Origin of the sequence: Cyclobacterium xiamenense (assembly GCF_900109255.1) — a bacterium.
In the GTDB taxonomy this organism is placed as follows: Bacteria; Bacteroidota; Bacteroidia; order Cytophagales; family Cyclobacteriaceae; genus Cyclobacterium; species Cyclobacterium xiamenense.
Genome location: NZ_FNZH01000002.1, coordinates 948,494 through 961,933, shown reverse-complemented (window position 1 = coordinate 961,933; position 13,440 = coordinate 948,494). Strand labels below are relative to the sequence as shown.

The 13,440-nt window shown below is 48.0% G+C and carries 10 protein-coding genes; 1 reads left to right on the top strand and 9 read right to left on the bottom strand.

Annotation, left to right across the window (positions count from 1 at the left end):
* Positions 1 to 234: 234 nt before the first annotated feature.
* A complete protein-coding gene (locus tag BMW71_RS08805; protein WP_092172270.1) occupies positions 235 to 1,593 on the bottom strand; it encodes a fasciclin domain-containing protein in 1,359 nt (452 codons plus the stop codon).
* Between the two features lie 254 nt (positions 1,594 to 1,847).
* Between BMW71_RS08805 and gldB the strand changes: the two genes are divergently transcribed.
* Positions 1,848 to 2,849 (top strand): gliding motility lipoprotein GldB, encoded by a 1,002-nt coding sequence (gene gldB, locus BMW71_RS08800; RefSeq protein ID WP_092172267.1) that lies wholly within the window; start codon positions 1,848 to 1,850, stop codon positions 2,847 to 2,849.
* On the opposite strand, the gene BMW71_RS08795 is transcribed toward gldB, so the two are convergent.
* From BMW71_RS08795 to BMW71_RS08760, 8 genes are all read right to left on the bottom strand, one after another.
* Positions 2,826 to 4,040 carry a glycosyltransferase family 4 protein gene (locus tag BMW71_RS08795; protein ID WP_092172264.1) on the bottom strand — a complete coding sequence of 405 codons (1,215 nt, stop codon included), beginning with the start codon at positions 4,038 to 4,040 and terminating at the stop codon, positions 2,826 to 2,828. The two genes, gldB and BMW71_RS08795, sit on opposite strands and share 24 nt — an antisense overlap.
* Positions 4,037 to 5,836, bottom strand: coding sequence for an asparagine synthase (glutamine-hydrolyzing) (gene asnB, locus BMW71_RS08790; RefSeq protein WP_092172262.1), 1,800 nt, complete (start codon positions 5,834 to 5,836; stop codon positions 4,037 to 4,039). The genes BMW71_RS08795 and asnB overlap by 4 nt, the downstream gene beginning before the upstream one ends.
* Position 5,837: 1 nt before the next feature.
* Complete coding sequence (gene nth, locus BMW71_RS08785; protein WP_092172259.1) at positions 5,838 to 6,527, bottom strand: endonuclease III; 690 nt, start codon at positions 6,525 to 6,527, stop codon at positions 5,838 to 5,840.
* Positions 6,528 to 6,652: 125 nt separating this feature from the next.
* Positions 6,653 to 6,886 carry an anti-sigma factor gene (locus BMW71_RS08780; protein ID WP_092172257.1) on the bottom strand — a complete coding sequence of 78 codons (234 nt, stop codon included), beginning with the start codon at positions 6,884 to 6,886 and terminating at the stop codon, positions 6,653 to 6,655.
* Positions 6,861 to 7,463, bottom strand: coding sequence for an RNA polymerase sigma factor (locus BMW71_RS08775; RefSeq protein ID WP_092172254.1), 603 nt, complete (start codon positions 7,461 to 7,463; stop codon positions 6,861 to 6,863). Before BMW71_RS08775 ends, BMW71_RS08780 begins: the two co-directional genes overlap by 26 nt.
* 257 nt (positions 7,464 to 7,720) lie before the next feature.
* Positions 7,721 to 11,671 (bottom strand): hypothetical protein, encoded by a 3,951-nt coding sequence (locus BMW71_RS08770; protein ID WP_092172251.1) that lies wholly within the window; start codon positions 11,669 to 11,671, stop codon positions 7,721 to 7,723.
* Positions 11,672 to 11,822: 151 nt separating this feature from the next.
* A complete protein-coding gene (locus tag BMW71_RS08765; RefSeq protein WP_092172248.1) occupies positions 11,823 to 12,014 on the bottom strand; it encodes a hypothetical protein in 192 nt (63 codons plus the stop codon).
* Positions 12,011 to 13,399, bottom strand: coding sequence for a purine-cytosine permease family protein (locus tag BMW71_RS08760; RefSeq protein WP_092172245.1), 1,389 nt, complete (start codon positions 13,397 to 13,399; stop codon positions 12,011 to 12,013). The genes BMW71_RS08765 and BMW71_RS08760 overlap by 4 nt, the downstream gene beginning before the upstream one ends.
* Positions 13,400 to 13,440: the final 41 nt, after the last annotated feature.

Genomic DNA, 13,440 nt, shown 5'->3' with positions numbered 1-13,440 from the left:
GGTTATCCAGCATGGATTTAGAAAAATCCGAAAAGCACCCGTAAAGATACGTATTCCTTTCTTTTTGGAACGGATGTTTGGAGATTAAAGCGGAAGAGAAAAAGTACGCAGGTATTTTTTTAAATGAAAAATAAGGGAAGCGCAAATGCCAATGATCCGGCATGAAATCCGGGAATAAAAAAAACAGGCACCGACATGGCACCTGTTTTTCCACAAAAAAACCCAATATCCAATTTATGGTACCAATACTTCGTCGATGACGTGAATGACCCCATTGGTAGCGTGTACGTTCAACAAGTCCGGAACGAGCCCGGAAGTGTTGATTTCCAGATTTGCCAGATTAACAGACAACTCTTCTCCCTCAAGCAAGGTAGGCAAATTGGCTCCTTCCCGTAAGTCCTGAGAGAAAGCCCTTGCAGGAACCACGTGGTAAGTAAGAACTGCCGTTAACGTTTCCAGCGGAATGTCTTCGTATCCATCTACCTCCAAGGCCTCGTAGAGTGCTTCGAACGCGGCATCCGTAGGCGCAAATACAGTGAGGTTATCGTCCACTCCACCGCTGACCGCGTCTACCAAATTTGCCCTGGTCAGCGCACCGACCAATTGCGTAAATTCAGGTGTTTCTGCCTGTGAAAATCCTACCGCAATCTCAGCGATGGATTGTGTAGGAGGTGTAATGACATAGTCGATCACATGGATTATGCCATTGTCCGCCTCAATATCTGTGTTAACGACCTGGGTGTTGCCGTTTATCCAAACGTTATCATCGGGATCAATGCTCACATAAAACGGAACTCCCGAAAGACTGGGAACACTTCCAGCAACTACTGCAGATGCAGGCACTTCTCCATCTACCACATGGTAAGTCAATATGGAGGCCAAATCAGGCGACTGCAAAAGCTGCTCTGCTGTCAACCCATTGTCTGTAAGGTAAGCTTCCAAGGCCGCATTCGTAGGGGCAAATACGGTGAAAGGCCCCTGCTCCAATAGCGTTTCGTCCAGGTCAGCAGCCAAAACCGCTGCGAGCAGCGTGGAGAAATCCTCATCCCCCATCACAATATCAGCGATGGTGTTGCTTTCCTCTTCCGGCATAAGAATCCCATCAATCGCGTGTATGACACCATTGGATGCAGACAGATCTTGTGTGATAACGGTAATATCATCGTTGATGGTGATGGTGCCTCCATCGACAACAACGTTGAGGTTAAATCCTTCAAGCAGGGTAGGTACCTCTCCTGTGCTCACCTGACTGCCCATCACCCTTCCATTTAGTACATGGTACAATAGAATATCTCGGAGTTGTTCTACAGGAACAGCGTTAACATCGGTAATACCTGCGTCGGTGAATGCTTGATTGGTAGGAGCAAACACCGTAAATGGTCCGGCAGCATTTAGCGCATTTACCAGATCAGCCCGCTGAATGGCGGCTACCAAAGTTGAAAAGTTCGTGTTACCGGAAGCTATGTCAATGATGCTTTCCTCCTCGGGTGGCATCGGCGCCGGGTCGTCATCCGAACAACCGAATGAAAATAAAAGCGCTGCTGCGAGGAACAGGCTCATTAATTTCTGCGTTCTCTTTAGGTTTAGTTCCATAATAAATATTGGTTTAGTTAAAACGTAATACAGGTAACGAACAACTAAACAGGCAGATAGTTTGGCTGCAAAAAATAAAAGTCACTTATAAGTAAATAAAATACTATTTTATATAAACAAAAATCAATGTATAGACAGTTACCGGAACTTTTTTCGGATTTTATCAACCTCTTCTTAACCATATTCCTATAAAAACGAGGTCCTGTCCTTGTCAACTAGCCATTCCTTTGCAGCAATGTCTTATCTTTGCAGCTATGACAAGAAGTGCGTATGGACTATCCCTGGGATTCGTTTTCCTGGTTTTTTCTAGTTGCGGGAATTCGAACGAACCCTGCACCCTTCCAGATTCCTATTTGGAGATCCCGGTTGAGGTGCGCCTACACCGGATGGAACAACTGTTTTTTGAGGATTTAACGGAAGAAAAACTGACCGAACACCTCGAAAACTATCCCGAGTTTTCCTCGGCTATGTTTGGAAACATGGGCTTTGAAAACGAGGCACAACTGAAAACAGAGCTATTACTCATCCACAGCGATAGCGGCATGCAGGAATTGTACGAGGAAGTAGCCATTCATTTTGACACCGTTGCCGAGATTGAGGAGTCTTTGGAGGACGCCTTTCGAGGTATTTTGTTTCATTTCCCAGAATTCAAGGTTCCCGAGGTATATACGTTTGTGACCGGCTTTGGTACCGACTTGATTGTCGAGGAAGACATTATCATCATAGGACTCGACTATTTTCTACCGGAGGACCATCGCTTTCAGCCGCTAGAACTGCCGCAATACATTGTAAAGCGGTATACCGAGGAACACCTGATTCCTACGATTGTGACGGCAATTTCCTCCCAATTTAATCAGACCGATTTGGGGGATCGCACACTTCTGGCGGAAATGATATTTTACGGCAAAGCCTACCATTTCGCCAAAACCATCCTTCCCTGCACGCCAGACGAGTACATCATTGGCTATGAGAAAAAGGAAGTCATCGGAAGCTATGCCAATGAAGAAATGATTTGGGGCCATTTTATCGAAAACGAATTGTTGTATGAAACCAATGCCTTTGAAATCAGACGGTATGTTGGCGAGGCTCCCTTCACGGATGTCATAAGTCCGGATGCACCCGGGAGAATCGGCCGGTGGCTGGGATGGAATATCGTGGACGACTACCGGAACAATAATAACCTGAGCCTCTCCGAGTTGATGCAGCAGCAAGACGCCCGGGAAATCTTTAAATTATCGGGATACAAACCGCGCTAAGCCGGTTCGGTCCTTGTTTTGGCAAAATTCGACTACATCCAATAGCGAAGCGACGGCCCTGTCCTTCGCAAAAGAGCGCTCTGCCAGGGATCGGGCATTTTTCCCCTTCCGCGCCAATGCCTCCGGGCAATGTTCCAGCGCCTCCAAGGCCTCCAGCAGGGTTTCATATGGCTGCTCGCCCTGGTACCAGCCCAGGTCATGAGCGCTGACCAAATCGTTGATCCAACCCTTGAAATTGATCAGAACCGGCATACCCATGGCCAGGGCATCAAAAAATTTATTGGGACTGCTAACTTCCAAAACCCGGAGCCGAAGAAAGGAAATATAAGCTATGTCGGCAGCTTGCATCCGCTCTCGTACTTCCGCTTTATTTCCGAAAGGAATGAATTCCACGCGGCTCAATCCTCTTTTAGCTGCCTCCTCTTTTAGTGCAGGCAGCCATTTCCCTTTGCCCATGAGCTGAAACAACCAATTCTTTCCTTTCCTCTTTGCAGCTTCTGCCAAATCCAGGTACTGCAGCAGTCCATTTACTTCTCCTATTGCCCCGGCATACAAAAACGTCAGGGGCTGTTGGTCAAATTGCCTGTTCGGGTACCGATCCTTCTGGACCTGAAAAAAATCCAGGTCTGCAAAATTTGGAATAAGGACTACCGGTTGTTGCGAAACTTTCTGTTGAATGTACCGCTGCATCCCAGGAGAGAGGGCGACGATTTTCCAGGCCTTCCGGTAAATGGTTTCCTCCATCTTGTACAAGACCTTTTTCAACAGGGAATTGCGGATACTTTTGATCGCAATGGGAGCTTTGGGCCATAGATCCCGGACTTCAAAAACAAAAGGAATACCCCATTTTCGCCGGGCCCAGGTACCTATGAGCCCGGTTGAGAGCGGGGTGGATGTAATGTACAACAAGTCAGGCAAAGGCATGCGACCAAGCAACTTTTTTGCAGCGCGTACAAAGGCAGCAAACGCCCACAGCCGCCGAAAGGCAGAAAAGTTGTTGTCGTAAGGCACCGGTAAAAGGTGTACCTGAACTTTTCCGTCCCACCGGACTTCGTAATCCGGTCGGTTGTGCGCGGTGACCACAGTTACTTCTACCCCTGCAGCGGTTATGCCCTGGGCCAGGTGGTAAGAGCGGATGGCTCCACCCTCCTCGGGCTTAAGGTAATACTGATGGATGTAACAGAGCTTCATAGCTGATTTTCTTCGATCCAATCGTTCAAAAGAAATAGGTTGTACAAGAGCAAATAGTGGTTGCCCAGGTGTTTTTCCGGGTGACGCGTTAGCGGTTTCCATTCGCTCGGAAGAACCTCCTCAAATCGACGACCAAAATGGATGACGGAAGGCACAACGCGATTCCGAAATCCAGCATGGCCCTGCAGCCATTCTTTCAGTGGCAGGCCAAACCCAAATTTCGTTCGCCTGGCATGCGCCGCCAGCCCTTCCTGTCTTAACAAAGATTTGATCCAGTGTTTGGGGGCGGCATTCCGTCTATCCGCTTCGCTTCTCCGAAGGCTCCAGTCCACCACTTGCCAATCCAGAAAAGGGACCCTGCCTTCAATCCCATGTGCCATACAAGCGTTGTCATGAATTTTCAGCAAATCATGCACCAAATATACCTTTTTGTCCCATGCCAGGGCATTGGTAAACGGTCCATCCTCTTTCGGATACAAACCGCTAAGCTCAGTGGCCAGGCTATCCGGCAAGGGGTAAAGCCCCGCAAAATTCATAAAGGTTCTAATTGGATCGGGGTGAATTCCCCCCAAAAACTGCCGAAGCCTCCTTCCACCCACCGGGAACCTTTTGCCTACCGATGCGGCCCGGTTCCAGAAAACGGGGTTTGCCAGGTACCTCTTGTACGCTGCATGGCGATTGTATCCGGCAAATAACTCATCCGCTCCAGCCCCACTTAGTAGGATCTTCACCGTATTTCGGGCTTTTTTGGCCACCGCCCAGGTAAGGTAGCTCGCCGCATCGCCAACCGGCACATCCAATTCCCGGATGTAGTCGGGCCAGGTTTCCAGAAACCAATCCGGAGAAATGGTAATTTCCTGGTGAAACGCCCGCTTGCCTGCCACCAACCTCGCGGCAAAATCCGCGTCAGCAAAAGCCCGGCGGTAAGGCCGTTGAAATCCAACGGTAAATGTCGGCACCGCCCCTCCACCGTGTTTGTTCCAAAGGTGGTAAATCAGGGAGCTGTCTGCTCCTCCACTTAAAATCAATCCTGCTGGGACATCGGCGTGGACTTGCTTCAATACAGCATCCGTTAACAACTCTTCGGCGTTTTCACCGGTCTCTGCAGGCTTTGGACCCGCTGCTTTGAAGGGGATTTGTGTCGAACCCAGAGGCTTGCCCTGAAGGTCCCAGGTCCTCAGTTCTCCGGGGAGCAATTCCTGCACCCCCCTGAGGAAGGAATGGGAAGGCAAGGCATGGCGCAGATACATATAAGGTACTATCTGGGCTTCATTCAAGTGGCCAGGTACCAAGCCGGATCGTCGCAGGCATCGAAGTTCAGAAGAGCAAAGCAACACGCCCTTCTCCTGCGCGTAGTACAGCGATTTTACGCCCAGCGGGTCCCGGGCCACCAGGACCCGTTCGTTCTTCCCATCGACGAAGGCAAAGGCATACATTCCCTGTAGCCTACCGACTCCGGCTGCCCCTTTGCGAATCAGCCAGTGAAGCAATACTTCACCGTCCGAAGCAGTTTCAAAATGCACCCCTTCCTGGAGCAATTCATTTCTAAGATCCTGGTAATTGTAGAGGAAGCCATTCCAGGCCAAGTGGGCCTGGGCCGCCCTGTAAACCAGCGGCTGATTGGCCCGATCGTGTAGATCCAGTATTTTTAGCCGGTTAGCCCCGAGGTAGACTCCCGGCGCCACCTGCGACCAGGCCGTATGGTCCGGGCCCCGGTGCCGACAAGTTTGGGTCATGGCTTGTATGGCTTCCTTGTTCCGTTGAGGAAAGGTCAGCAGCAGGTGTACCCCACACATGCTATTTTTTTACGGATTTGGAAACGGAAGGCTTTCCCATTGCCAACGACCCCCCGTTTTTCTCGTAGTAGCGGCAAATAGACGTGATGCTACAGGCCTCACATTTGGGACTCCGGGCAACGCAGGTATACCGTCCGTGAAGGATTAGCCAATGATGTGCTTTATGAACCACTTTGCTGGGAAGGTGACGAATCAGGTGTTTTTCTACTTCAAGTGGAGTTTTGGCACTTTGGGGCACCAGGCCCAGTCGTTTGGAAACCCTAAAAACATGTGTATCCACCGCCATATTGGGTTGGTTCCAAATGACACTGGTGATGACATTGGCCGTTTTTCTACCTACTCCGGGTAGCTTAACCAACGCTTCGACCGTTTCAGGCACCTCTCCGTCGAATTCTTCCACAAGCATCTTTCCCAATCCAAGCAAATGGCGGGTTTTGTTATTGGGATAGGAAACCGACCGCAGGTAGGGAAATAATTGGTCAAAATCACTGGCTGCCAGGTGAGCCGGGGTGGGAAAATCCCGGAAAAGAGCCGGAGTAACCATGTTGATGCGCTTATCGGTACATTGGGCACTCAAAACGACTGCCAGCAGCAACTGATAGGGTGTCTCGTAGTGAAGTTCTGTTTCTGCCACGGGCATATTTTCCGTGAAATGTGCAACGAAGGCCCGATACCTTTCTTTTTTTAACATATCCGCTGTCGTTCAAGGTGATTTCTATATGCCCGAAACTACTACATCTTTTCGATTGAAACCACAGAAATAAAAAATCCTACCCACAGAAAGCCGTGGATAGGAAATAATCTTTTTTGTTGGTGTTACACTTTTTCCAGTCCTTGAGACCGGGCCTTTTTCTTAATGGCGTTTACGATGCTTTCGGAGGGTTCTACTACTAGGTGATTCAAGTTTTCCAGGGTGTCCAACAAGTCCATGTACTCTTGCATCAAAAATGGTTGGTGTCGCAGGGCTTGTACCACTTGTTCACTTTCCTCCTCCGTCATTTCCTGATAAAGATACCGTATCAGATCACTTTGGGTAAAAGATTTGGTCATAGGCGATATTTATTTGTTTTAGTTTTTTCCTTAAATTGATCAGCGCATACCGCATGCGCCCAAGGGCGGTATTGATACTAACACCCGTCTGCTCGGCAATTTCCTGAAAACTCAAATCCATGTAATGCCGCATGATCAATACCTGCTTTTGACTCTCGGGAAGCTCTTCGATCAACTGCCTAACCAATGCATAGGTTTCATCCTTTACCTTGATCTCCTCCACATTTTCTTCCGCAAAATGCAGGGTATTAAACACATTTGATCCGTCTTCCATCACCACCATGGGGTGCCGCTTCACTTTCCGGAAATGGTCGATCGCCAGGTTGTGGGCTATACGCATGATCCAGGGATGGAATTTTCCCTCTTCGTTATACCGATCAGAGTTGAGTGTCTGTACTACTTTTACGAATACATCCTGCAATAAATCTTCTGCCACTCCCTGCTCCTTCACTATCATCAAAATGGTCGTGTACACCTTGTTTTTGTACTTGTCAACCAGCCTTTCAAAAGCAAGCTCACTTCCATTTCTGTATTGTGAGATTAACTCACTGTCTTTAGGTCCTACCCTTTTACTCATAAAACTGATGTTTAAATAACGTAGAGTTTTATCCCATATTGTGGTATTTAAGGTCAATAAAAACGTATCGCATTTTCAAATGTATCGAATCGAATAAAATAACGCAATCATTTTTGTATTTTTTTGCAACAAATGGTACCGTACACCAAACAGTTCAGAATAATATCCTTTTTGTTAAATTTCCTGCCAAATACACTACGGTGAGGATGCCCTGTGGACCGTACCTTAACAAGAACAATACCAAAATAAGAAGCAATCTACGGTTGATCCATTTCCGGAGCCTTGGAAAACCCTTTGGCAAGTAAACTGTACACGGTCCCCATCAATCCCAGTAATCCACTGATGTAGGCCGATGTTTCGTTCAGAATGGTGGGGTCGTAAAAACTGATCAAGGCGATGGAAATCAATACAAAGCTAAACACGGCCGCTTGTATCATTTTGGCGTTGCCTGATTTCCGTTCGTCTTGTTTGAATCGTTCCACGTCAGCGTCACTCACAAAAAGGCAGACGAAATTCCGAAAGCTATTGCTAAACAATACCAGTCGGTCCCGTTCCGCATTCATTTTGATAATGCCCTTTTGGATCAGCGCTGTCATGGTTTCCTTATTAAAAAAATTGATGAACCCTTCTTTGGCATAATTGTACACCATCTTGCGTTCCTTCAGGCTCAATTCGGCCCATATATTCATAAAATAGGCTTTGTTGTACCGTTGGATGGACAAAATGCACTTTTCATAACGCTCCTGAGAGAGCGGTTCATCCAGCGGATCTCTGGAAAGCTCCTCCGTAATGAGGGTAGCGATCACGGCTGCATGAGGACTGCAGGAAATTTCAGCGGCTAACTCCTGCGTTTTCTCGTCGTTGAATAGCCTGCTGCCGACCTGCATCTTTAACACCTCCCGCTCCGTTTTGTCCATTGATTCCCACGCCTGACCGGGAAACGGGAGCGAGATGGAACTGCTTTCAAAATCCAATGGGACGTATTGGAAGAGAAAGTCAGAGAAAATCTCCGTGATCAGCAGGCGCTTTGATCGGGCGGTATTGGGCTGGATGATCTCCTGTAGTGGCTTTCCAGAGGTAACGAAAAGCCACCGGTTTTTGTCATTGTAAACGTGTTGAAACGTCCTTACGGCCTCCAGCAGGCCGTCGGCTCCTTCCAGGCAATGAATATTTTCAAAAACTACCGCCTGATGCAGGGGTTCCGGATCGGGCATTTCTGTCGGGACCGAAACCGCATTTACCCGCAACACCTGATGCTCGGACAGGCCAAACTGCCTGAGGATCCAGTTCCTGCTCTGGGCAGCATCCACCCCGATAATAAAGCTTTTCTGCTGCTTGCGGGAACGTTCGGGGAGCAAGGCTATACCATGAGTAAAATGGTAGTCGATAAGGTAGATTTTATTTCCGAGGCGCATGATCATCTGAAAAAACCAGATCAGTACCACGGCCAACCCAACCAAAACCAGGAGATTCCCTTTCAACATTTGCAGAAAACCTCTCGTGGATAGGAATTCTTTGAAGCTAAAGTTTGGCGGCATATGAAAAGCTTGCACCATGACCTCGTGTGGGGGTGCCACAAAATTGCGAATCAATTCATCTTCGTGGTTGGAAAACCTGCCAAAGTTGGTTCGCCTAAATTCTTCATGCACCTTGATCAAACCAAAATAAACCTTGTTATTGGATTCCTTGGGCACATCCAATTGGTACGGCTCGTCTTGTTCCACCACGTTCCAGATGAAACGCTCCTGGCTGAAAATCTGTCTGTGGATAAAATATCCCGGCAAAAACCCGATTATCAGTAGCCATAACAGAAAATTCAGGGCATAGACCCGTTTATCAACGGGCACTCCGGTGAGACGGTTCCAAAAGTCACTAAGCCGTTGGTGTATCCGTTGTAATCCGGCATGTCCTTTCCAGCTACCCGGAGCAAGCGAAGGCAGTTCACGTACACGTGCAAGGCGAAAACACAGGACTTGTAATAGCCCAAGTAAGAGCAAGAAAAACAAGGTCAAAAACAGGTGAAAATCTATCGATTGCAACCAGGACAGCTGAAGCAACAGGTAAGCGGCAAGCAGCCAAAGCAGCACCGAAGCGATGGAAAAGGCAGTGCTATTTTTCAAGTGCCGGACCTTCGGGGAACTGGAAAGCAGTAGAAAATTGCAGGTACCCGATTGGATGGCAAACAGGGCCGACCAAAGGAAAATTTTGAAAATACTCAGTGGCAAAAACAAGTAGACAGCGACAAAGAGCAAAAGATCCAGAAACAATACCAAATTAAGCCAAAGAAATTTGTTTCGCTTGGTTGGAGAAGGACTGTACCACTCAAAGGAAAAGGGAGTATATGCGAGGTAAATACTTGATTTGCTGGTGACCAGGGTTAAAAGTGCCAGTAGTACCAACACCAATACGTAAGGGATAAAAACGGTCAACGCCTCCAGGGAGGAAAGGGAGTGAAGGGAGTGCTGCAGGTTTTTATTTTCCAGGTAGAGTAGCCAGTTTTCAGCGACGAATTGCCCGGAAGGTATTCGGCTAAGCAGCGCCTCGTATTCGTAACCGTTGACATAGATAGGCGTTTTCCATACCTGACTTTCTCCGGCATGGCGGTTGTTTTCGATGAGCGTCTTGATCTCATCCCACTTTTCAGCACCTATTCCTTCCTGCAGGTAATTGATGGGAATATTTACCTTCTGGCTTTTCAAAAGCACTTTTCCATCCGGCTTGAAAACGAAAAAGCGCTGATTCCTACTGATTTTTGGCGCCAACGAATCCAAACGAAAAGTCAACGCATAGCCAATTTCTCCCTGGCTTTTACTGATTACCCCCTCCAGGTTGCCAGTGGATTTGGAGAAATGTGCGCTAATAAAGTGTTTTTCCGGCTCCTTGGGTCGTTCCTGTACGTAATCCCTGTTTGCAATGGATACAAAGGGAAAATCGCCAAAATCAATGGTTCCATCTACCGCATCGGCATCAGGAATGAGCATGTTAAGGATTTTTCCTGAACCATCAAATTCCAGAAATTCATTGGCATTTTTATCGGGATTCAAAGAATCTGCCCAATTTGCAGCTCCATTGTGGGTGCGGAGTTCCCTGCTAAACCGCCCCAGGTTTTCTATAAGACCATCTATTTCGTCAGAAAAAGCCTGCTTTAAATCCCGCACGTAGTCATCCGCCGGTGAGATGCTGCGGTAATTTTGCACCAGGGAAAAGGAAAAAAAACCAAGGATCAACATCACCAGGATCAACGAAAGTCCCAATCCCATCACTCGTTTTTTCGTTAGCACATCGCCGTCACCCAGGTTGAAAACGCTGATAATCGGAATGGAAACGAAAACCAGCAGCAATAAGGTGAGAAAGGTACTCAAGAGTCTGAAATCGATGCGGAGTGCTACCCGCTCAAATTGGGCTTTTTCTTTGATTCCCAAAAGATAAAATACGTTATTACCAATGATTGCCGGCGACAAAAAACCCTGGTATTCATTGCCAGAGAGTTGTAGGCTGAGTTTTTGCTCGCCCACCGACCGACGCCCACCGAGGGAATCCAGCGGAACCACAGTCAATCCGGCGACATCCCGTGGGTAAATGGCCGTACCGGAACTATCCAACACAAACATCCGGTCAAAAAAGAAACTCTGCAGGTTATTTTCCATCAAGGCATGCACCGGAAGCTCGTGGTCCACTTCGAAGGCCCTGCCGAACAGGGAATCTTGCTCCAGCCTGACTCCCAGCTTTTCTTTGAGGCTACGCGCCAGAAGTTCAGCGCTCAATTCCGGAAGCGTCCCCTGCCGCGTTCGCTCGTCCAGGAAAAAGCGAAAGCCCTTGACACCGATTACATACAAAGAATCTTTCTTTGCCAGTGAAATCCCCCGATGATGGAGAACCGACCGGTCGTGAGTGGGATCCATTTCAAACGACTTGATCCCCTTGATTCCAAATCTTGATTTGCTATCAATTAGTTGAACCATGCGGGAAGCCGCACGGTGCTTCTCAGGTCCAGCCCAGTTGTAGAAATTTCGCTTGAAAAACCCTTCTAATTGAACGTGGTAATTATAAAAAGCTTCGACAAAATTTTGCCTGGCAAGGTGGACTGCCTTGATTCCCTGAGTTTCCAGTTGCTTCTGGTTCGTTTTGGAATGCTGGTACAGGTAGGCACCGATCAGCAGCATGCCGCCAAAAATAAAAATCCAAATGCGTAAGTCCTTGAATTTCATGGTTGGGAGACCCTATTTCTCGGTGGAGGATCAATTTAATGAAATCGACTTACAATAAAAATTTTACAATCGGAATCTCTCCAAATAAACAAACCCAAATTAAATTCCGAACCGTTAAAAATTTCGAAGGGCCTGGGTACGACACGTTCATTTACCCTTCTTCAGAGGCAGCGTCCTTTTCATTCATCCACAGGGGCGCCGTCACAAACCAAAGTACGGTACCCAAAAACATCAATTGTTTGCAGGTATCCGTGTCCATTTCTGCGGAAAAGACCAATATGGCTGGAATGATCGTTAATCCCAGGCCGATAAAAGAAAGGAGTTTTAGGATGATTTTTTTCATTTTTTCTGATTGATTTTACTGGCTACGACATACACCAAAACGGCTACAAACCACCCAGGCAAGCCGAGAAAGAATATTTCCACCCCTGCAACCAAATTGAGCAGCAAACAAAAAACCAAGGTAACCAACCAAGTGACGGCTACGGAACCATTGAGGCTGCTACCACTCACAGCGGCATAATTGGATTGGAGCCCCATCTTCTCCAAGAGGTACACATCCATAAAGATGACGGCGCCCACGGGCATCAGGATCAGCCCGTATAGCGCAACGAATTCCAGGAGCATCATAACCAGGGCGGGGAAACACGCCGCAATTGTCGTAAACAAGCCTACAAATAAGGTTACCTTCCAGGTTTTCCATTGGGGATTGATGGATTGGATGGCCAGGCCTGCCCGATACAGCGTAGGGTTTGCGGTGGTCCATCCGGCAACGACCACACAAATGGCTCCCGCCACCCCTACCGCGCTGTAAGCGATGGGGCCCGGGGCAAACGTGAGGCTTCCTTCGGACTCAATTAAAAACAGGGAATACAAAATACCCGAGGCTATCCAGGCAATAAAATGCCCTAGAAACACCCCTGTGGCAGAAGAAAACCCATACTCCCATTTTTTGGCGTAGCGCAACAAGGAGAGGTCCGCCATGCCTATGTGCATGGCCATGTTGCAAAACCAGGCAAAAAACAAAATGTGCCAGAATCCAAATTTACTCTGCCCTTCCAGAGGCACTCCGGTCCAAATGGTGCTTTCGGCAACAGACCAAAACGACCCCAAATCCGTCACTCCGAGCCGTGGCAAGACGGCCAACGCTGCAGCAATGAATACCATGATCATCCAGGGAGCCGCGACCATGGCAAATTTCGACACCTGTTCGAAACCAAACATGGCGATGATGGTCGTGATGGTACCGACGGCAAACACGGTAACTACCCATCCCAGGTTGTTGGGGTAGATATCCGTGAGTTGCGGCATCGCCATATCAAACGGAATGCCCACCGCCGTGGCGGCTACAGCGATCATGGACCCAGCCAAAAAGCAGAACAACCCGGCATTTACCAGGTTGTAAATCAGCGTAAACCGCTTACCCGCAATTTGCTCCAGTAAATAATACAGCGTAACCCGGGTCTTTACCGCTATTTTTGCCGTCAAAAAAGCCCAACTCAACACCGCCAGTATGTTTCCAAAAATCAAGCCGGTAACCAAATCGATGGCACTCGCACCATGGGCTACAAATAGCGGTCCAATGACGAATTCCGTTCCGGCGGTGTGTTCGCCGGCATAGGTTCCCAAAAAACTCCTCCAGCCCTTTAGCTTATTGGTAGGAATGGGCTGTTGCTCGTATTCATTGACCGAGTTTAAGCGGGCTACCAGACTAGTATTTTTTTTCATAGTGAGTCGATTCCTCAGGTAGTTGGGAGCTAAAAGCTCGT

Excerpts from the sequence above, each read along its gene's own strand:
- nth (WP_092172259.1), bottom strand. The coding sequence starts at position 6,527 with ATGTTAAAAAAAGAAAGGTATCGGGCCTTCGTTGCACATTTCACGGAA.
- BMW71_RS08765 (WP_092172248.1), bottom strand. The coding sequence starts at position 12,014 with ATGAAAAAAATCATCCTAAAACTCCTTTCTTTTATCGGCCTGGGATTA.
- BMW71_RS08780 (WP_092172257.1), bottom strand. The coding sequence starts at position 6,886 with ATGACCAAATCTTTTACCCAAAGTGATCTGATACGGTATCTTTATCAG.
- BMW71_RS08770 (WP_092172251.1), bottom strand. The coding sequence starts at position 11,671 with ATGAAATTCAAGGACTTACGCATTTGGATTTTTATTTTTGGCGGCATG.
- BMW71_RS08775 (WP_092172254.1), bottom strand. The coding sequence starts at position 7,463 with ATGAGTAAAAGGGTAGGACCTAAAGACAGTGAGTTAATCTCACAATAC.
- BMW71_RS08795 (WP_092172264.1), bottom strand. The coding sequence starts at position 4,040 with ATGAAGCTCTGTTACATCCATCAGTATTACCTTAAGCCCGAGGAGGGT.
- gldB (WP_092172267.1), top strand. The coding sequence starts at position 1,848 with ATGACAAGAAGTGCGTATGGACTATCCCTGGGATTCGTTTTCCTGGTT.
- BMW71_RS08760 (WP_092172245.1), bottom strand. The coding sequence starts at position 13,399 with ATGAAAAAAAATACTAGTCTGGTAGCCCGCTTAAACTCGGTCAATGAA.
- BMW71_RS08805 (WP_092172270.1), bottom strand. The coding sequence starts at position 1,593 with ATGGAACTAAACCTAAAGAGAACGCAGAAATTAATGAGCCTGTTCCTC.
- asnB (WP_092172262.1), bottom strand. The coding sequence starts at position 5,836 with ATGTGTGGGGTACACCTGCTGCTGACCTTTCCTCAACGGAACAAGGAA.